Below are 19,420 nucleotides of genomic sequence, written 5' to 3'. Positions count from 1 at the left end.
AGGCCATGACATTCCTCTCGCGCCGGCGTCCGGCGTTCTGGGCCGACATCCGGTTCGTGATCGGGATCGTCCTCGTGGCCCTCTCCATCGCCGGCGTCTGGCTGATCGTGTCGTCAGCCGGTCGCACCACGCCCGTGCTGCAGGCCAGCCGCACGATCGTGCAGGGCGAGGCACTGGTGTCGGCCGACTTCCAAGTGGTCGAGGTCGGGCTCGGCCAGCTCACGACCGGCTACCTCGCCCCGCAGGATCTCGAACCCGGAATGGTCGCCTCCAGAACGCTGACAGAAGGAGAACTCGTGCCGACGACCGCTTTGGGTGAAGCCGAGTCCAGCCGAACCACGACGATCGTCGTCGAGAGCAGCACGGGCATACCGGCCGGGGTCGCCGCCGGGACGATGGTCGAACTGTGGCAGGCTCCGCCGCGGGAAGACGGCCGCAGCTACGACGCCCCGCGCATCATCGTCGGAGATGTGATCGTCAGCTCCGTCGTCGAGGCGGAGGGGATGCTCGACAGCGATGCGACGACGGTCGAGGTCGTGATCGACCGCGCAGACGTCGCCGACGTGCTCGCCGCGATCACCGGCGGCTCCGTTCTGTCCGTCGTGCCCGTGGGATCGACGCCATGATGCGCGTCCTGCTCGCCCTCCCCGAGCCGAGATCGGCGGCCCTCGCGGCCGAGCTCGACCTCGAGGACGTCGAGGTCGTGGCGGTGGTGCCGGAAGGCGCCGTCCTCCCGCTTCGCTCGGGGATCGACGTGGTCGTTGTCACGGCGAGCAGGGCGGTCCTCACCCCGGCTCTCGTCGACGCATGCGATCGAGCCGGTGTGCGCATCGTCCCGCTCGGCGACGGCGACCCCCGACTGATCGCCCGCTACGGTCTGAGCGAACCCCTGCCCGAGTCCGCCCGTGGTTGGGAGGTCGCCGCTGCACTCCTCGCGGACGCTCCGCGCACGAACCAGCCTGGGTCCCCTCGTCCGCACCGCATCACGGCGGTATGGGGGCCGCCTGGCGCCCCTGGACGCTCGACGCTGTCGATCCAGCTCGCCGTCGAGCTGGCGCGCACCGGCCGACGCACCGCGCTCGTAGACGCCGACACCGTCGCACCGTCGATCGCTCTTCTACTGGGGCTCAGCGACGACGACCCGGGCATCGCGGCGGCGTGCCGTCGGGCCGAGCTCGGCGCCCTCGATCCCGACGAACTCACCCGGCTGGCGACGGCCGTCGACACCAGCGGCGGTTCGATCGACGTGCTCGGCGGCATCAACCGTCCGAGCCGCTGGCCCGAACTATCGGCATCCCGTCTCTCGGCCGCGTTGCAGGCGTGCCGCGGATGGGCCGAGGAGACGGTCGTCGACGTCTCCGCCGCCTTCGACGCCGACGACGAGGCCACGTACGACCTCACGGGCCCTCGTCGCCACGCTGCGACCGCCGCCGCTCTCGCCGAGGCCGACACGATCGTCGCCGTCGCCTCGGCGGATCCTCTCGGGATCAGCCGGTTCCTGCGAGATCACGCCGAGCTTCGACGTCTCACCGGGCCGACTCCCGTCGTGGTGGTCGTGAACCAGCTGCGCGCCGGCCCGCTCGGACTCGATGCCCGCGGCCAGATCCGCCGCACGCTCGAGCGCTTCGGCGGCGTCGCCGACGTCGTCTTCGTCCCCTTCGATCAGCGTGCGGCGGATGCCGCGCTGCTGCATGCGCGGCCGATCGCAGACGTCGTCCCCCGGTCGCCCTTGGTGGCCGGCATCCGTCGTCTGGCCGCCCGGCTCTCACCGACGGCGAGCGCTACTGCCGATAGCTCGAGAGGAAGTTCCCGAGCCGCTCGACGGCTTCGGCCAGCACGCGCGGTTCAGGGAGCGTGACGACCCGGAAGTGATCGGGCGTCGGCCAGTTGAAGCCGGTGCCCTGCACGAGCAGGATGTGCTCGGAGACCAGGAGGTCGTAGATGAACTTGGCGTCATCGCGGATCTCGTGCACGTTCGGGTCGAGTCTCGGGAAAGCGTAGAGGGCCCCCTGCGGCTTGACGCAGGACACGCCGGGAATCGCCTCGAGCCCCTCCCACGCCACGTCACGCTGCTCGTGCAGACGTCCGGTGGGCGCGATCAGCGCATCGATGGACTGCACGCCGGACAGGGCGGCTTGCACTGCATGCTGCGCGGGGACGTTCGGGCACAGTCGGGTCGAGGCGAGCAGGGTGATGCCCTCGATGAAGCCCTTCGCGTGGGACTTCGGACCGGTCAGCACCATCCAGCCCGAACGGTAGCCGGCGACCCGGTACGTCTTGGAGAGGCCGTTGAACGTCAGGCACAGGAGGTCGGGCGCAAGCGTCGCCGTGGGGATGTGCACGGCATCGTCGAAGAGGATGCGGTCGTAGATCTCATCCGAGAGCAGCAGCAGCTCGTGCTCGCGCGCGATCTGCACCATGCCTTCGAGGATCTCCCTCGAGTACACCGCTCCCGTCGGGTTGTTCGGATTGATGATCACCATCGCCTTGGTACGCGGCGTGATCTTCGATCGGATGTCGTCGAGAGAGGGCTGCCACTCGTCATCCTCGTCGCACACGTAGTGCACCGGGGTGCCGCCGGCCAGGCTGGTCATGGCCGTCCACAGCGGATAGTCGGGCGCAGGGATCAGTACCTCGTCGCCCTCGTCGAGCAGGGCCTGCATGGTCATCGTGATCAGCTCGGACACACCGTTGCCGAGGTAGACGTCGTCCGGGTCGAACCGCGGGAAGTCCTCGATCTCCTCATAGCGGCTGACCACTGCGCGACGCGCGGAGATGATCCCCTTGCTGTCGCTGTAGCCGTGTGCGGTGGGCAGAGACGCGAGCATGTCGCGGACGATCTGGTGGGGAGCCTCGAAACCGAAGATCGCCGGGTTGCCGGTGTTGAGCTTGAGGATCCGGTGCCCCTCCGCTTCCAACCGCGCCGCCTCGACGAGGGCGTTTCCGCGGATCTCGTACAGGACGTTCTTGAGCTTCGACGACTGATCGAAGTGGCGCGATGGGGTCATCGCCCAAGCCTAGCGCCGAGATGCACCCTCGCTCTTCACGCCCGCGTCGGACGCCCCGCGCAGTGCGAGTTCGTGGGCCTCGCGCTCGCGTCGGCCGCTGTCGATGTGAGCGATGGCCAGCGCCTCCGCCCGGTCGCCGTCGCGCATCGTGATGGCCTCGTACAGCGCCTCGTGCTCGTCGGTCACGTGGATCAGATCGTCGTGCTGGGAAAGCCCCCAGCGCAGCTTGCTGCGCATGCTCCTCATCAGATCCTGCAGGAGGCGATTCTCGGCGAGCTCTGTGACGGCCTCATGGAAGTCCGCGGCGGCACGCCGTGAGGTGATCGGATCCTCAGCTCTTGCGCTGCTCTTCTCCTTCTCGAGGACGCGGCGCAGCCGAGCGAGTCCGTCACGATCATGGCGCTCGGCCGCGAGGCGGAAGGCGAGAGGCTCCAGCACGGACCGCACCTCATCGAGATCGGCCATGTCGGATGCCGTGAACTCGCGGACGATCGCCCATGTTCGGGGGCGGAGGACGATGAGCCCTTCTCCCTCGAGGATCTTGAGGGCGTCCCGCACAGGCACGCGGCTGACGCCGAACTCCGCGGCCAGATCCCTTTCGATCAGCCTGCTGCCCGGCGAGCGGACCCCGTCGAGGATGGCGTCACGCAGCCAGTCGGCCACCCGGGTCGACTCGAGGATGGGCTCTTCTGCAGTGCTCATCCCGTCATTCTTCCATTGCCCGTCCCCGGGCCGGCCCAGGTGCCTGGTCGGGGCGGATGCAGAAGGGCCGATCCTCACGGACCGGCCCTCGACTGCGTCTGTGCGACTACTTCTTCTTCTTGCCCTGGGCGCGTCGCTGCTCGCGGTTTGCCGCGGCCGGAGCTGCGGCATCCGTCTTCTGGCCGAAGGCTCCGCGCGGAGCCTCGGCCTCGGGCTGCGCGTCGGCCTGACGGGCCGCAGCGGCCTGGCGGAGCCGATCGGTCGCCGCCTGCTGCACCTGGCCTCGATCGTTGCGCACCTCGACCTCGCCGTTGTCGCCCGGCGCCGAGTACTGCAGGCGCTGATCTCCGGCGCCATCGGCCAGACCCTTGGCCTCGACCTCTGTCGCCTCGGTCTCGCCGGCACGGCGGACCTCGACCTCGAGGTTGTAGAGGTAGCCGACCGATTCCTCCTTGATCTGCCCCATCATCGACTGGAACATCGAGTAGCCCTCGCGCTGGTACTCGATCAGCGGGTCGCGCTGAGCCATCGCACGCAGTCCGATGCCGTCCTTGAGGTAGTCCATCTCGTAGAGGTGGTCGCGCCAGCGGCGATCGAGGACCTGCAGCACGACGCGTCGCTCCAGCTCGCGCGTCGCCGCCTCCCCGAGCGATTCCTCACGCTTCTCGTACGCGATCTTCGCGTCGGAGAGCAGCTCGCGTGTGAGCCCTTCAGCCGTGATGCCGCCCTTACGACCCTGCGCCTCAGCCACGACCTCGTCGATCGTCACGCTCACCGGGTAGAGGGTCTTGAGCTCGGTCCAGAGAGCATCGAAGTCCCAGCTCTCGTTGTGGCCCTCACCGGTGTGGTCGTTCACGACACCCGTGATCGCATCTTCGATGAAGTGCTGCACGCGGTCGGCGATGTCGTCGCCCTGGAGGATGTGACGGCGGTCGGCGTAGATGGCCTCGCGCTGACGGTTGAGGACGTCGTCGTACTTCAGCACGTTCTTGCGCATCTCGGCGTTGCGCGCCTCGACCTGCGACTGCGCGCTGCGGATCGCGCGGGAGACGAGCCCCGACTCGATCGGCACGTCGTCGGGGAAGTTCGTGCGATTCAGGATGGCCTCGGCCGCACCCGACTGGAACAGCCGCATGAGGTCGTCCGTGAGGCTGAGGTAGAAGCGGCTCTCACCCGGGTCCCCCTGGCGACCCGAGCGTCCACGCAGCTGATTGTCGATGCGGCGCGACTCATGGCGCTCGGTGCCGAGCACGTAGAGACCGCCAGCCTCGATGACCTTCTCGGCCTCCTCGGCGACCACGGCCTTCGTGGCCTCGTAGGTCTCGTCCCAGGCGACCTCGTACTCCTCCGGCGTCTCGACCGGGTCGAGCCCCTTCGACTTGAGCTCCTGCACGGCGAGGAACTCGGCGTTGCCGCCGAGCATGATGTCGGTTCCACGGCCTGCCATGTTCGTCGCGACCGTGACGGCGCCCAGACGACCGGCACGGGCGACGATCTCAGCCTCGCGAGCGTGGTTCTTCGCGTTGAGCACCTCGTGCTTGACGCCCTTCTTGGCGAGCAGGCGCGAAAGGTACTCGCTCTTCTCGACGCTCACCGTGCCCACGAGCACGGGCTGGCCGGAGGCGTGACGCTCGGCGATGTCCTCGACGACCTGCGCGAACTTCGCCGTCTCGTTCTTGTACACGAGGTCGGACTGGTCCTTGCGGATCATCGGCCGGTTCGTGGGGATCGGAATCACGCCGAGCTTGTAGGTCGACATGAACTCGGCGGCTTCGGTCTCGGCCGTACCGGTCATTCCCGCGAGCTTGTCGTAGAGACGGAAGTAGTTCTGCAGCGTGACCGTCGCGAGGGTCTGGTTCTCGGCCTTGACCGGCACGCCCTCCTTCGCCTCGATCGCCTGGTGGATGCCCTCGTTGTATCGGCGTCCCACCAGGATGCGGCCCGTGTGCTCGTCGACGATCATGACCTCGTCGTTCATCACGACGTAGTCGGTGTCCTTCTTGAACAGGGCGAGCGCCTTGATCGAGTTGTTCAGGAAGGAGATCAGCGGAGTGTTCGCGGACTCGTAGAGGTTGTCGATGCCGAGATAGTCCTCGACCTTCTCGATTCCGGGCTCGAGAACGCCGACCGTGCGCTTCTTCTCGTCGACCTCGTAGTCCTCGCCCTCGACGAGGGTGCGAGCGATCTTCGCGAACTCGGCGAACCAGCGGTTCGCCTCCCCTGACGACGGACCGGAGATGATCAACGGCGTGCGAGCCTCGTCGATGAGGATCGAGTCGACCTCGTCGACGATCGCGAAGAAGTGGTCGCGCTGCACGAGGTCTTCCTTGCGCCACGCCATGTTGTCACGCAGGTAGTCGAACCCGAACTCGTTGTTCGTGCCGTAGGTGATGTCCGCGGCGTACTGCTCGCGCCGCACCGCAGGGGTCTGCCCCGAGACGATGATGCCGGTCGTCATACCGAGGGCGCGGTACACGCGACCCATGAGCTCGGCCTGGTACGAGGCCAGGAAGTCGTTGACGGTGATGACGTGCACACCCTCGCCCGCGATCGCGTTGAGGTAGGCCGGGAGGGTCGCGACGAGCGTCTTGCCCTCACCGGTCTTCATCTCGGCGATGTTGCCGAGGTGGAGCGCCGCGCCGCCCATGATCTGCACGTCGTAGGCGCGCATGCCCAGCGTGCGCTTGGCCGCCTCGCGCACCGCGGCGAAGGCCTCGGGCATGAGCTGGTCGAGAGTCTCGCCCGCCGCGTAGCGCGCACGCAGCTCGGTGGTCTCGTTGCGCAGCTCCTCGTCGGTGAGCTTGGAGATGTCCTCCTCCAGGGCGTTCACCGCCTTGACGACCTGGTTCAGGCGCCGGATGACGCGCCCTTCACCGGCACGCAGCAGCTTCTCAAGAGGATTGGCCACAGATGTCATCTCCCTGTCGGATGGGTGAACCGCCCGGGCCGCCATGGGCCGGCTACGGGCATACCTTGCTCATGTTACCGGGCCGTGACCTGCAGATCGCCTGCATACAGATGGTGAGAAGGATTCCGCGTATCTATATACTGAGAAATGACTTCAGGAGGTCGTCATGTCCGTCCGTCAGAGCTTGCTCGCCATCCTCGATCAGGGCCCGTGCTACGGGTACCAACTGCGTCACGAGTTCGACCGGCGCACCGGCTCGACCTGGCCCCTCAACGTCGGACAGATCTACAACACCCTGGAGCGCCTGGAGCGCGACGGGCTCGTCGCACGCGGTGAGGCGGACGAGCAGGGTCACGTCTATTGGGAGATCACGGATGCCGGCACCGCCGAGGTCTCGGATTGGCTCTCCTCGCCGGTCGTACGCACACAGGCGACCCGCGACGAACTGGCGATCAAGCTCGCCGTGGCCGCGACGCTCCCGGGTGTCGATGTGGCGGCCGTGATCCAGACGCAGCGCAAGGCGTCGCTGACCCAGTTGCAGACCCTCCAGCGGGCGAAGTACGCGGGCAGCGATCCCGAGGGCCCTGAGGAGCTCGCATGGGCCCTCGTGATCGACTCGATGATCTTCGCGGCCGAGGCGGAGGTGCGCTGGCTCGATCACACCGAACAGCGGCTCTCCCTGCATCCGCGGCACGCCATGGGGCTGGAGCTCACGGCAGACCGACCCAAACGGGGGCGGCCCGCCAAGGCTGAAGCCGCTCTCACCGGGACAGAGCGGGGCTGATGACCGACACGGTGCTGCGCCTGGTGGGGGTGACGCAGCAGTACGGCCAGGGAGCGACCGCGGTCTCGGCGTTGTCCGGCGTCGATCTCGAGGTCTGCCGCGGCGAGCTCGTCGCCGTGATGGGGGCCTCAGGATCCGGCAAGTCGACACTGCTGTCGATCTCCGGTGGACTCGCGAAGCCGACGACCGGCGAGGTGATCATAGAGGGTGCGTACCTCAGTGAGCAGTCTCCTGCTCAGCTGGCGCAGTTGCGCCGCCGGTCGCTCGGCTTCGTGTTCCAGGACTTCAATCTCATCCCGACGCTGACGGCGATCGAGAACGTGACGCTGCCCCTCGAACTCGACGGCTTCCGTGGTCGTGTGGCCCACCGTGCCGGCCGTGATGCGCTGGAGTCGGTCGGCATGGGCGACCGACTCGACGCCTTTCCCGACGATCTCTCCGGCGGACAGCAGCAGCGCGTGGCCATCGCTCGAGCCGTCGTCGGCAGCCGCCGCCTGATCCTCGCGGACGAGCCGACCGGAGCGCTCGATTCCGTGACGGGCGAATCGGTGCTGCGGATGCTGCGGGCACGAGTGGATGCGGGAGCAGCCGGCATCCTCGTCACGCACGAGGCCCGCCATGCCGCCTTCGCCGACCGCATCGTCTTCCTCCGCGACGGCCGCATCGTCGACCAGACCCGCCGTGATGACGCGGAGATCCTGCTCACGGAGCCCGCGGGATGACGTCGCGCCTCGAGACGCCGGGGGCGTCGCGAGACGCAGCACCGGCGAGAGGCGCGTGGGCCGCGCGTTGGCGGGTCGCCGCAAGGCTGGCCAGACGACAGGTGCGGCGCACCCTGCCGTCGAGCCTCTTGATCGGCGCGCTCATGATGCTGCCGATCGCGACGATGACGGCGTACACGGTCGTCGCAGCGAGCACGATCGCCACGCCCGCCGAACAGGTGGCTACGGAGCTTGGGCGGACGCAGGCGTGGATCGGAGTGCGCGGGCTGCCCGGCAACGGCTTGTGGCAGGCGCCGACGCAGCCGGAGTTCTTCGGCTATCCCGCCACGATGAGGGCGGGCCCGGAAGGCGAACGCGTCGAGGATCCGACGACCCTGCTGCCCGACGACGTCGAGTCCATCGAGGTCGTCGAGGCGAACGTGCGCGTCGCGACCCCTGACGGGGTCACGAGCATCCAGGCGTGGACCGGGTACACATGGGAGCCACGCTTCGCCGGACGCTTCGATGTCATCGACGGACGGTCGCCGACGGGCCCGGACGAGATGATGGCGACTCCTGCCGCGCTGAGCAGGCTCGGTCTGCGCATCGGCGACACCGTCGAGCTGGCCGATCCCGCACGATCGTTGACCGTGACAGGCACGATGTCCGCCGCAGTGCTCCCCTCCGATGTCCCCGCGCTGTTCCTCCCGGCCTCGGTCGAGGTGCGCGGTGAGCCGAAGTGGTATCTGCCCGAGCATGAACTCTCATGGGAGGAGGTCGAGGAACTCAACGAGCACGGAGTCGTCGCGTTCTCCCGTGCCGTGGCATTGGATCCGCCCGACATGTCCGGCACCGACGCCGAGGGGGCGCGCGTGGACTACTGGTCGTCGCGCTGGTCGATCTTCATCATGCTCGGGGCCGCGGGTCTCTTCTCCGCCTACGTCGTCGTGATGCTCGCCGGCGCCGCATTCGCCGTTTCGGCGCGACGCCAGCAGCGCGCTCTCGCCGTCGCCGCCAGTGTCGGCGCCTCGGCGAGCGATCTGCGCCGGATCGTGCTGCTTCAGGGGACCACCCTCGGAATCGCCGCCGGCGTGGTGGGCGCCGTCGTCGGCATCGGCGCCGGCGCCGCCGTCCTGGCCGTCGTCGACAACGGATCCACAGCGCAGTTCCCCGGACTCCACCTGCCCTGGGAGATGGTCCTCGCCATCGTCGCCCTGGCGGTCCTCGTCGGCACCGCATCCGCCGCCGTCCCCGCGCACACCGTCGCCCGCTCCGACGTCCTCAGCGCGTTGCGGGGCGCTCGTCGCCCGCAGCGCGCGCGGCCGTCGCATCCGATCTGGGGCTCGGTGCTCGTCGTCGTCGGCCTCGCGGTCACGATCGCCGCCGCAGTGGCGCTGACCGTCATCGACCCGTCGATCGCGTGGGATTCGCCGCTGCGCACAGCACCACCCTACGGCGTGATCATCGGCCCCATCGTCGTGCAGCTCGGCGTCGTGCTCTCCGGCCGCTGGCTGCTCTGGACCACCGCGCGCCTGTTCTCGCGCATCGGTCTCAGCGCGCGCCTCGCATCCCGCGACGCCGCGGCCAACGCCTCGCGTTCGGTTCCCGCCTTCGGTGCGATCGGGGCGACGGTGTTCATCGGCGTCTTCGCGCTGAGCGGCGTGGCCATGCAGAACGGCCAGTCGGCGCGCAACTGGTATTACCAGGCTCCCGTCGGAAGCATGGCGATCACGTACGTGCCGACCGGGACCGGCGGCGAGTACACCCCCCTTTCCGAGCACGAGATCGACGAGGCCGGCGCGGCGGCGCTCGATCTCGCCGATGCCTCGGGCTCCCGCAGGATCGCCGTCGTCGAACGTCAGCCGGAACCGTGGTCGGCGGATGCCGACGACATGCCGTCGGCATCCGTCAGGGCCCTTGCGCTGCTGCCCGATGAGTACCTGATCGACAGCGATCGGTCGTTCATGACCGGCAGCCAGGACCCGAGCGACCCCATCTCGGTGATCGACGCCGACGAGATCGAGACCGCGCTGGGTGTGAGATTGACGTCGGCGCAGCTCGCGGCGTATCGCGACGGCGCAGCGATCTCCGCGGATCCGCGCTTCGTCACCGAGCAGACCCTCGAGATCTCTGCGTGGACGTGGGCCCAGGCCGTCGACGGCGCGCTGCCCAGCAACATCTGGCGCGAGTCTCCTGCCATGCCGGCGTGGGAGCCGCCGCTGTGGACGGAGCGACTGCCGGCGATTTCGCTCGATCTCCCGCTTCAGCCCGTGCTCGTCGCGATCTCGCCTCAGACGGCGGACCGACTCGGGATCACGACGGCTCCGCGGCTCGTCATCGCCGGGTTCGACACCGCCGTGCCGCTGGACATGCGCGATCGCCTCGGAGCGCAAGCCGAGACGTTGAGCACGTCGTCGTGGACTCTCACGGCCGGATGGGAGGACGGGCCGCCGGACGACACCCTGTGGATGGCGCCCATCATCGCGGCCGTCGCCACCCTGGTGCTCGGCGCGAGCGCGGTCGCCCTCAGCCTCGCGAGGTTCGAACGCCGCCCCGACGACGCGACGGTGTCGGCGGTCGGGGGCTCGGACGGACTGCGACGACGCATCGGCTTCTGGCAGGGCCTGATCATCGCCGGCTTCGGCACGCTCACGGGTGCCGTGGCCGGCATCCTTCCCCCGCTGGGGATCGCGATGCAGTCGGGCGGGATGCTGCTCGCCTCCGACATCCCGTGGACCGTGCTCGTGGCGCTCGCCGTCGCCCTTCCGCTTGCGATCGCCGTGGTCAGCTGGCTGGTGACTCCGCGGCGGCCCGAGCTGACTCGCCGCACAGTGATCACCTGACGCTCTGAGCGAACCGGCCCCGCTCCCGAAGGATGCACAGCCTGCTCATCCGCTCCGCTGTCTAGGATCGATTCATGGCTGGAATTTGGGGTAGACGTAAGCGCGAGCAGGAAGAGCTGGCAGCTCACGACGCCGATCTGGCTCGGCGTGCCGAGCAGGCTCTGGTTCAGACCGACGAGCGCATCCGGTCGACGTCCGATGAACTCGACTTCGCCGAGGCCGAACTCGGCGCATCGCTCACCGCCGATCTGCGTCTGGCGCTGGCGGCCGTGCGCACCCACATGCGCGAAGCCTTCCAGCTGCACCAGCTCAACCACGACGAGATCCCCGACACTCCGGAAGAGCTGCGCACCCGCAACGCCCGCATCGCGCAGCTGTGCGACTGGGCCCAGGACCTGCTCGACGAGAAGACCTCCGTTCTCGCCGAATCCGTCGCGAAGGTCCGTCGAGCTCCCGAGGTGATCGCGCAGGTCCGGGCGGATGCCGCGGCGTTGAGCGCACGCATCCCGCAGACCGGCGACGCCGTCGCCCGGCTGTCCGCGCGCTACGCGCCGTCTGCCATGAGCCAGATCGCGGCGTCGGCAGCCGAGGCCGAGCAGCTCATCGCCTTCGCCACGCACGGCGCCGACGTGTCCGAACGACGGCGTGCCGCCAAGCAGAACGAGGAGGCCAATCTCGCTCTCGAGACAGCGACCGAGGCCACCCGTCGCGCATCCGCCCTCCTCGACGCGGTCGAGGACTTCGAGATCGAGGCGCTGCGCGCCGAGTCGACGCTCGCCGAGGTGGTCGCCGATTCGCGCGGAGACCTGATCGCCGCGCGCACGGCCCCGCAGACGCCCGCGGTCGCGGCCGCCGTGACAGCGCTTCAGGAGGCGCTTGAGGCCCTCTCCCCCGCCGGCTCCCCCGGAGACCCGTTCGCCGAGCTCTCCCAGCTGCGTGCTGCGAACACCGCCCTCGACGAGGCGATCGCCACCGCACGGTACCGTGCGGAGAATCCGCTGCCCAGCATCCCCCAGGTGCAGCACGCGATAGACGACGCGGATCGCCAGCTCGGCGTCGCCCGCGGCCTGATCGCGGGCCACCGCGGATGGATCGGCGCCGACGCGCGCACCCGTCTGGCTGAGGCCGAGCGACTGCGAGTCGACCTCGCAGACCTGCTCCCCGCGGAGGAGACGCGCGAGGAGGCGCTCGCGGCCGCCCGCCGTGTCGCCCACCTCGCCTCGGAGGCGCTGCAGCTGGCCCAGCGCGACATCGACTCCTCGCGCCCGCAGGATGACGGCTGGGGCGGAGGAGGAGGCTGGGGCGGCGGTCGGCGCGGCGGCGGCAACGACATCGCCTCGGGCATCCTCGGGGGGCTCGTGATCGGCAGCCTCCTGGACGGCATGTTCGACTGACCCCGCCTGCGCAGCCCCGTCTCAGCAACGGCCGCGAGTCAGGGTAGACGGAAACGGCTCGGCATCCCGCGGGATGCCGAGCCGTTTCTGTCGAGCGGTCAGGAGGCGAGAGCCTCAGACGGTGGCGCCTGGGTGCTCAGCGCGATCACACCGTAGTCCCAGCCCTTGCGGCGGTAGACGACGCTCGGATGATCGGTTCGCACGTCGACGAACAGGAAGAAGTCGTGTCCGACGAGTTCCATGCGGTCCACGGCCTCCTCGACGGTCATCCATTCCGCGTCGAAGCTCTTGGTGCGGATCACGACCGGCGAGTACGCCTCTTCCTCGTCGTTCTGCACCGGGATGCTGCCGGTCGCGACGGCGTGCAGGACCTCGACCGACGCCGGCTGCACGTCGATTCCCTCCAGGGCACCACTGCCCTTCTCGAAGTGCGCGCCGCGCGGATGCTGGCGGCCGTCCACTCGCTTCTCCTTCGCCCGACGCAACTGCTCGGACATCTTGTCGACGGCGAGATCGAGGGCGACGAACTTGTCGCCGTCGGTGGCTTCGGCGCGGACCACGGGGCCCTTGCCGACGAGCGTCAGCTCGACCGTCTCGTCAGGTACGTGCCCGTTCCGATACACACGGTGGGTGACCTTCACATCCAGCCGCAGCGCGCGTGACGCGAACGTCTGGATCCTGGCGATCTTCTCTTCGACAACGGTTCGGAAGCGGTCGGTGATACCCACCCCGACGCCAACGATGCTTGTTTCCATTGCTGCCTCCTTGTCCCGGTCCTCCCGGCCAAGGGCGGACCGTGGTCGCCTTGTTCTGCCCAACCGTAGTCCGCTCGCACGCGGTTGTCACCACTCATTTCCTCCGTGTCGTCGGTGGATTCGCAGTGCGCTCCCTGTGACGCTCGGTCGCGGCGAGCGCCACCGCGCAGACGACGTCGAAGCCCGCCGCGGTGAGCGCCCGCGCAGCCTCGTCGAACGTGGCTCCGGTCGTGACGACATCGTCGACCAGCACCACTTTCGCTCCCCGCCCCTCTCGCCGCGTATACATGCTCTCCTGCACGTTCCTGGCGCGCTCCCGCACCGTCAGCCCTCGCTGGTCGGCATGACGGCCCCGGTGGTGCAGGAGACTCCACGGTTCAGCACCGGCACGGGAGATCAGCAGATCCGGCACACGGTATCCGCGCCGCCGGAAAGCTGCCGAGGAGGTCGGAACGGGCACGGAATGGATGCCGTCGCCCAGCTCCGGCAGCAGCACGGCCCCGAGCGCCGCCCCGAGCGGCCGGGCGAGCATGGTGTCGCCCTCGCCCTTCAGACGGCGGATGCAGCGTGCGACCACGCCCTCGAATCGCAGGGCGGCGCGCACGGGCAGGCCACGAGGTGTGCGCAGATCGATCGCCTCGGGTCGCACCTCGCTGCGGCAGGCGTCGCACAGGAGCGCGCCGGGCTCGTCGCAGCCCGCACATGTCGCAGCGAGCACGAAGGCGCCGAGCTCGGAGAGGAGAGCCTGCCAGCGCGTGGATGTCGGCATCCGCCGATCATCCCCTCGACGCGTGCAGGGCGCCCGTCCCACCGCGCGCGATCGAGGGCTCCTGTGCAGAGCCGACGCCTCCGCGCGGAATGTGCAGGAGGAGTGCTCAGTGACCCGCTCTCGTCGCCAGGAGCGACACGCCCGTCATGGACTCGCGCCATGCCGATCCACTCCGCGAGAACAGCGACCCTGTCGCCGTGAACACCCGCACCGAAGACGAGCTGCGCGCCCCGGCCAGGGAGACGGCCGCGGCGGGCGCCGTCTCGATCGTCCCCGTGCCTCCGACGATCTGGGTGAGCATCTTCGGTCCGTCCTGCTCCACCAGCACACCCAGACGGTCGGGTCCCAGCCACACCACAACGGACGCGCTGCCCGTGAGCTGGGTCAGCGGCTTCGGCTCTCCGAGCGCGGTGGGCATGCCTGTCTCATCCCGGATGACCGCCGACACCGAGATCCAGCGCTCCCCTCCGATGGTCTCGATGGCAGCGATCCGCGCCCCGTCTGCCGACACGCGGATGCCGGACACACCCGCGGCGGTCGGCCACGCGTCGGCGATCGTGCTCGACGTGTCCTTTCCGCGCCATGCCATCACCTGCGACGGCGTGGTCGAGGGGACGCTCCAGACGTAGCCGTACGGATCGATCGAGGGCTTGACGAGGCCCGCCCTGTCATCGAGCAGGTCTACCTGTCCGTCGGCCGCGATGAACACGCGCCCGTCGGCCAGCTGCACGGCCGCCCGCGTCTCGTCGGCAGCGATGTCGACCGCAGCGATCGGCTGCGAGATGCCGAGGATCTCGTCGCTGATGCCGTCGATCGGCGTGATCTCGGTGCCGACGACCGCTCCGAATGCGCCGTCCTTGAGCACCACGGTTCCGGCATCCGCCGGATCGTCCACGACCTTCACGACGCCGGCGTCGAGACTGCGTCCGTCGACGCTGAAGCGCACCTGGCTGACGTGCACGCCCGCGGCCTCCAGAGTGGCCTGCAGCTGCGTGCGCATGCGGGCGAGCGTCGTCGGATCGAGGCTCTGGGCTGCCCTGCTCAGCGCGACGTCGGCGACCTGGTCGGGATCGATCGGCACCGCGTCGCGCGCGAGCGTCACATCCGCAGGGAAGGCCGTCTGCACGGCGGGCAGCAGCCACGGACTCGGAGCCCCCTCGATCAGCGACTGCGTGATCGTGGTCGCGACCGTGGCGCGCCGTGGCAGCCAGCGCACATCGGGCACCAGGCGGCTCCATGACTGATCGAAGTACTGCAGCGGATAGTCGTCGTAGACGCGCTGGAACCGCGAGCGATCGATCACGACGCCGTCGGGCGCCTTCGAGATGCGCCATTGCCCTGCCGTCTTCACGACCACGAACTCGAGTGTCGTCATCCCCGCCGTCTCGGAGTACGCACCCGTCTGGTCGACGATCGCCAGCTGATCGATCTTGACCTGGATGTGGGCCGTGTCGCCGTTCTCCCCGTCGTCGTCGGCGGGTGCGTCCGAAGTGAGCAGGCGCGCATCCGCGCTCGCATCGATCAGGACTCCGGCGCTGGGGCTCCACTCGGTCCGGAAATCGGGGGTGAGGAAGCTCTGCGCCACGAGCCAGTTGTCGGCCGGCGTGATCCCCGCTTCGATGAATCCGTCGACGATGTCCCGCGGGCCCGCTCCGTCACGCGGACCGGAGGCGAGGAAGAGGATGTCGGGCTCGTCGGGCGACTCCCCGAGCGCGAGCCCCGACTTCACGTCGCCGCTGGTCGGCAGGCCGCTGCACGCGGCCAGTGCGAAGAGCACGATGACGGCGACGAGTGCTCCCACAGCCCGAGAGACACCGGCGCGCATCAGAGACTCCCCTCGTCGAACAGGTGCGACGGGATGTCGGCCAGCTCTATCGGCTGCGTGGCGTCGTCGAAATCGCGCTCTTCGTCCTGCGGCTCCAGCGGAATCGGAGACGGCCCGTCCAGACGTCCGTCGTGCCGAGGCAGGGTGAGCACGAAGTTCGTCCCCACGGCGAGCTCCGACCACACCGCGAGCGTACCGCCGTGCAGGGTCGCATCGCCGAGGGCTATCGAGAGGCCGAGACCGGTGCCGCCGATCGTGCGCTGGCGCGACGGATCAGCGCGCCAGAATCGGTCGAATACGCGCTCAGCATCCGCCGGTTCCATTCCGAGACCTGTGTCCCTCACCCCGACCGCCACCGCGTTCTGGTTGCTGTCGACCGTGACCACGACCGGACGACCCTCGCCGTGCTCGATCGCGTTGCCGATGAGATTGCGCAGCACGCGCCTGACCCGCCGAGGGTCCATGTCGACAGGCGAGTACCCGCCGGGGGCCACGAGCCTCAGCTCGGTGCCGTGCCCTTCCGCAAGCGGTCGCATCTGATCGATCATGTCCTCCGCGAGGTGCGCGAGGCTTGTCGCCTCGAGTTCGAGCTGCACGGAGCCCGCGTCGTAGCGGCTGATCTCGAGCAGATCGGACAGGAGCGTCTCGAAACGCTGCACCTGCGTGTGCAGCAGCTCGGCGGTCCGGGCCATGATGGGGTCGAAGTCTTCGCGCTGATCGTTGAGCATGTCGGCGGCCAGCCGGATCGTCGTGAGCGGCGTGCGCAGCTCATGCGAGACGTCGGACACGAAGCGCTGCTGCACGAGCGACAGCTCGCCCAGCTCCTTGATCTGCGATTGGATGCTGTCGGCCATCGCGTTGAAGGAACGGCCGAGGGTCGCCAGCTCGTCTTCGCCGTGCACTTCGATGCGCACCTCGAGATCACCCGACGCGAGTCGCGCACTGGTCTCGGCCGCTTCGATGATCGGGGTCGAGACCGTTCTCAGGACCACGTAGGAGATCGCCGCGACGATGGCGACCAGTCCGATTCCGGCGATCCACAGCGTGCGCTGCACGAAGGACAGCGTCTGGTCGGCGTCGGCGAGGTCGTAGGAGAAGTACACCTCGAAGGGGCCGGCCTGGGGCACGTTCAGCTGCTGTCCGACGATGATGCCCGGGACGGTCTGACCGGAGACGTCGAGGGCGACCGACTGGTAGAACTGGAAGTCGGGGGACTCGACGACGCGGTTGCTCAGGGCCGGCGAGACGAGGTTCATGCTGAGACCGGCCGTGAAGCCGTTCAGACGCACGGTCGCCACGTCGGCATCGGGCTCGATCTCGATGCGGCTGCCCGTGATCCCGACCGCGGTGGAGTTGCGCGCGAGGTCCCTCTGAATGCTGTCCCACAGCTCGGACAGTGCGGCAGGGTCGTCGCCGATCTCCGCGGAGTCGAGGATCGCCTGAGCCGAATCGACCGCGCGCAGGGCGTCTTCGAGCGCTTCGTTGCGGCGCGACTCGAACAGGTCGTTCTGAATGACGAGAGCCATCGTCACGCACGTCACGAAGATCGCGAACGCCGTCAGCAGCAGTGTGACGCTGAGCGTGCGGAATCGCAGCGAACGCCGCCACAGCTGGGCGAGCGCGGTCGGCCAGCCACGCCAGTCGCTGAGGGCAGCGACCGCCGCGGTGGTCGTCGCCGTCGTCGCGACCATCCTGCGCCTAGCCCACGCTCCCGGCGCGGTAGCCGACGCCACGCACCGTCATCACGATCTTCGGATTGTCCGGATCGAGCTCGACCTTGGCGCGCAGTCGCTGCACGTGCACGTTCACGAGACGCGTGTCGGCCTTGTAGTGATAGCCCCAGACCTGCTCGAGCAGCATCTCGCGCGAGAACACCTGCTGCGGCTTCGAGGCCAGGGCGACCAGCAGCTGGAACTCCAGCGGTGTCAGAGCGATGGGTGCGGTGCCGCGACGGACCTCGTGCGCGTCGACATCGACGGTGAGGTCGCCGACGCGGAGCTGCTCGCTCGCGGTCTGCGGGGTGGGACGGAGACGGGTGCGGATGCGGGCGACGAGCTCCTTCGGGTTGAAGGGCTTGACGATGTAGTCGTCGGCGCCGACTTCGAGACCGCGGACGATGTCCGCGGTGTCGCTGCGCGCGGTGAGCATGATCACCGGCACACCGGACTCGGCCCGGATGCGGGTGCAGATCTCGATGCCGTCCATACCGGGCAGCATGAGGTCGAGCAGCACGAGGTCGGGTCGCTGCGTGCGCCATTCCTCGACGGCCCGCGCACCGTCGGCGCAGAACACCGGCTCGAAGCCCTCGGTGCGCAGCACGATGCCGATCATCTCAGCGAGCGCGGTGTCGTCGTCGACCACAAGAATGCGTGAGGTCATAAGAGTTACCTTATGGCACCGAGTACCAGCCATCCCGTGTCTGCGCATCTTGGACGTGTTATGACACGATGGGAGCGCACGACGGAGGGAGTGCTGTGAGTGGTCAGACCTGGACCCCGGCGCCGAAGAGGGGGATCATCCCGCTGCATCCGATGACCTTCGGAATGCTGCTGGGCAAGTCGTTCGCCGCCCTGCGCCACAACCCGAAGGTGCTGTTCGGGTTCGGTGTGGTCCTGCAGCTCGTGGCCGTGCTGCTCAGCGCAGCGGTCATGGGGTTCGTGCTGTTCACGACCTTCTCGCGTCTGCAGACGGTACCGATCTCCTCGCCTGATTACGGGGCGATCCTCGCGGGGACCGTGGCGATGAACATCGTCGCGGGCATCGCCGTCGGTCTCGCGTCCGTCGCATTCACCTCGATCATGCAGGGACTGGTCGCCGCCGAGGTGGGTTTCGCCGCGATCGGCGTGAAGTCCTCGCTCGGCGGCCTGTGGCGCCGCATGGCCCCCGCCTTCTGGCGGCTCGCCGCGTTCTCTTCGCTGTCGGTTCTCGCGGTCTTCGCGGTCATCGTGATCGTGTTCGCGATCGTGATGGGCATGGCGTCCAGCGGAGCCGATGAGGGCGGGATGATCGCGGGCGTGGTCATCGTGATCGTGCTCGTAGCGGTCGCCAGCATCCCTCTGACCGTCTGGCTCGGCACCAAGCTGCTGCTCGTGCCCTCTGCGCTCGTGCTCGAGCGCGCCCGGTTCAAGGACGCCTTCGTGCGGTCGTGGCGGCTCACGCGCGGACGTTTCTGGGTCGCGTTCGGGGTGACCTTCATCATCGGCGCCATCATGGGCACAGCGATGCAGGTCGTGGGCTTCCCTGTCTCGCTGCTCAGCGGGATGCTCGGCGGCATCCTCACACCGACCGGGGATCCGGAGCCGTCGGCTCTCCTCGGGTTCTTCCTCGTTCTGCTGATCCCGCAGATCCTGCTTCTCGTGATCCAGACGATCACGCTCGTGGTCCAGAGCACCGCAGGCACCCTCGTCTACCTCGATTCGCGGATGCGCTACGAAGGGCTTGATCAGACGCTCGTCGCCTATCTCGAGCACCGTGACCTGGGCTGGCCCGAGGAGAAGATCGGCGATCCCTTCGCCGTCGACGAGAGCCGCGCCGTGACCAGCGCTCCCCCGCCAGCGCAGGTGCCCGACTGGGTGATGGCGCAGTCGGCCTTCGAAGCGTCGCAGGGCTACGGGTACGGCGCTCAATCGGGCCAGCTCCCGGTCGCGCAGCCCTACGCGCCCCAGCAGGTTCCGCCCGCAGCGCCTCTGCCGTACCCGCCGCAGGCCCCGGCCCCCTACGCGTCCCAGCAC

15 protein-coding genes are annotated in these 19,420 nt (G+C 68.7%); 7 read left to right on the top strand and 8 right to left on the bottom strand.

Going from position 1 to position 19,420, the window contains the following annotated elements:
- Positions 1–5 precede the first annotated feature (5 nt).
- Together ACI3KT_RS14790 and ACI3KT_RS14785 are read left to right on the top strand one after the other, a co-directional pair.
- Positions 6–626: an SAF domain-containing protein gene (locus tag ACI3KT_RS14790; protein ID WP_404905208.1), complete on the top strand. Its 621-nt coding sequence runs from the start codon at positions 6–8 to the stop codon at positions 624–626.
- A complete protein-coding gene (locus tag ACI3KT_RS14785) occupies positions 623–1,858 on the top strand; it encodes a CpaE family protein (RefSeq protein WP_404905206.1) in 1,236 nt (411 codons plus the stop codon). Before ACI3KT_RS14790 ends, ACI3KT_RS14785 begins: the two co-directional genes overlap by 4 nt.
- Here ACI3KT_RS14785 and ACI3KT_RS14780 read toward each other — a convergent pair.
- From ACI3KT_RS14780 to secA, 3 genes are all read right to left on the bottom strand, one after another.
- Complete coding sequence (locus ACI3KT_RS14780) at positions 1,782–3,008, bottom strand: pyridoxal phosphate-dependent aminotransferase (protein ID WP_292905355.1); 1,227 nt, start codon at positions 3,006–3,008, stop codon at positions 1,782–1,784. The genes ACI3KT_RS14785 and ACI3KT_RS14780 overlap by 77 nt on opposite strands.
- Positions 3,009–3,017: 9 nt before the next feature.
- The gene (locus tag ACI3KT_RS14775) at positions 3,018–3,710 is read right to left on the bottom strand and encodes a GntR family transcriptional regulator (RefSeq protein WP_404905203.1); all 693 of its coding nucleotides are present in this window, start codon (positions 3,708–3,710) and stop codon (positions 3,018–3,020) included.
- Positions 3,711–3,816: 106 nt separating this feature from the next.
- Positions 3,817–6,618, bottom strand: coding sequence for a preprotein translocase subunit SecA (gene secA, locus ACI3KT_RS14770; protein ID WP_292905359.1), 2,802 nt, complete (start codon positions 6,616–6,618; stop codon positions 3,817–3,819).
- A 166-nt stretch (positions 6,619–6,784) separates the two neighbouring features.
- Here secA and ACI3KT_RS14765 point away from each other — a divergent pair, with 166 nt between their 5' ends.
- The 4 genes from ACI3KT_RS14765 (at position 6,785) to ACI3KT_RS14750 (ending at position 12,340) form a co-directional block, all read left to right on the top strand.
- Complete coding sequence (locus ACI3KT_RS14765) at positions 6,785–7,402, top strand: PadR family transcriptional regulator (protein WP_307295916.1); 618 nt, start codon at positions 6,785–6,787, stop codon at positions 7,400–7,402.
- Entirely contained in the window at positions 7,402–8,124 is a 723-nt protein-coding gene (locus ACI3KT_RS14760; protein ID WP_404905200.1) for an ABC transporter ATP-binding protein, read from the top strand. The genes ACI3KT_RS14765 and ACI3KT_RS14760 overlap by 1 nt, the downstream gene beginning before the upstream one ends.
- Positions 8,121–10,946: an FtsX-like permease family protein gene (locus ACI3KT_RS14755; RefSeq protein ID WP_404905197.1), complete on the top strand. Its 2,826-nt coding sequence runs from the start codon at positions 8,121–8,123 to the stop codon at positions 10,944–10,946. Before ACI3KT_RS14760 ends, ACI3KT_RS14755 begins: the two co-directional genes overlap by 4 nt.
- Before the next feature lie 74 nt (positions 10,947–11,020).
- Positions 11,021–12,340, top strand: a complete 1,320-nt coding sequence (locus ACI3KT_RS14750; RefSeq protein ID WP_404905194.1) for a hypothetical protein — start codon at positions 11,021–11,023, stop codon at positions 12,338–12,340.
- Positions 12,341–12,438: 98 nt separating this feature from the next.
- Here ACI3KT_RS14750 and hpf read toward each other — a convergent pair whose 3' ends face one another.
- The 5 genes from hpf to mtrA all read right to left on the bottom strand — a co-directional run bounded on the left by hpf (position 12,439) and on the right by mtrA (position 18,068).
- A complete protein-coding gene (gene hpf, locus ACI3KT_RS14745; RefSeq protein WP_292905369.1) occupies positions 12,439–13,095 on the bottom strand; it encodes a ribosome hibernation-promoting factor, HPF/YfiA family in 657 nt (218 codons plus the stop codon).
- Positions 13,096–13,189: 94 nt separating this feature from the next.
- Positions 13,190–13,864, bottom strand: coding sequence for a ComF family protein (locus ACI3KT_RS14740; protein ID WP_404905191.1), 675 nt, complete (start codon positions 13,862–13,864; stop codon positions 13,190–13,192).
- A 106-nt stretch (positions 13,865–13,970) separates the two neighbouring features.
- The gene (locus tag ACI3KT_RS14735; protein WP_404905188.1) at positions 13,971–15,689 is read right to left on the bottom strand and encodes a GerMN domain-containing protein; all 1,719 of its coding nucleotides are present in this window, start codon (positions 15,687–15,689) and stop codon (positions 13,971–13,973) included.
- A complete protein-coding gene (gene mtrB / locus ACI3KT_RS14730; protein WP_292905375.1) occupies positions 15,689–17,380 on the bottom strand; it encodes an MtrAB system histidine kinase MtrB in 1,692 nt (563 codons plus the stop codon). Before mtrB ends, ACI3KT_RS14735 begins: the two co-directional genes overlap by 1 nt.
- Before the next feature lie 7 nt (positions 17,381–17,387).
- Positions 17,388–18,068 carry an MtrAB system response regulator MtrA gene (gene mtrA, locus ACI3KT_RS14725; protein WP_292905377.1) on the bottom strand — a complete coding sequence of 227 codons (681 nt, stop codon included), beginning with the start codon at positions 18,066–18,068 and terminating at the stop codon, positions 17,388–17,390.
- Between the two features lie 95 nt (positions 18,069–18,163).
- Between mtrA and ACI3KT_RS14720 the strand changes: the two genes are divergently transcribed.
- Positions 18,164–19,420: hypothetical protein (locus ACI3KT_RS14720; RefSeq protein ID WP_404905185.1), on the top strand; the 1,257-nt coding region annotated here is incomplete at its 3' end.

The sequence above is a fragment of the Microbacterium sp. ZW T6_19 genome, assembly GCF_044987465.1.
Classification (GTDB): Bacteria; Actinomycetota; Actinomycetes; order Actinomycetales; family Microbacteriaceae; genus Microbacterium; species Microbacterium natoriense_A.
Note: the sequence above shows the minus strand (reverse complement) of the source record. Positions and strands in the feature narration are given on the sequence as shown.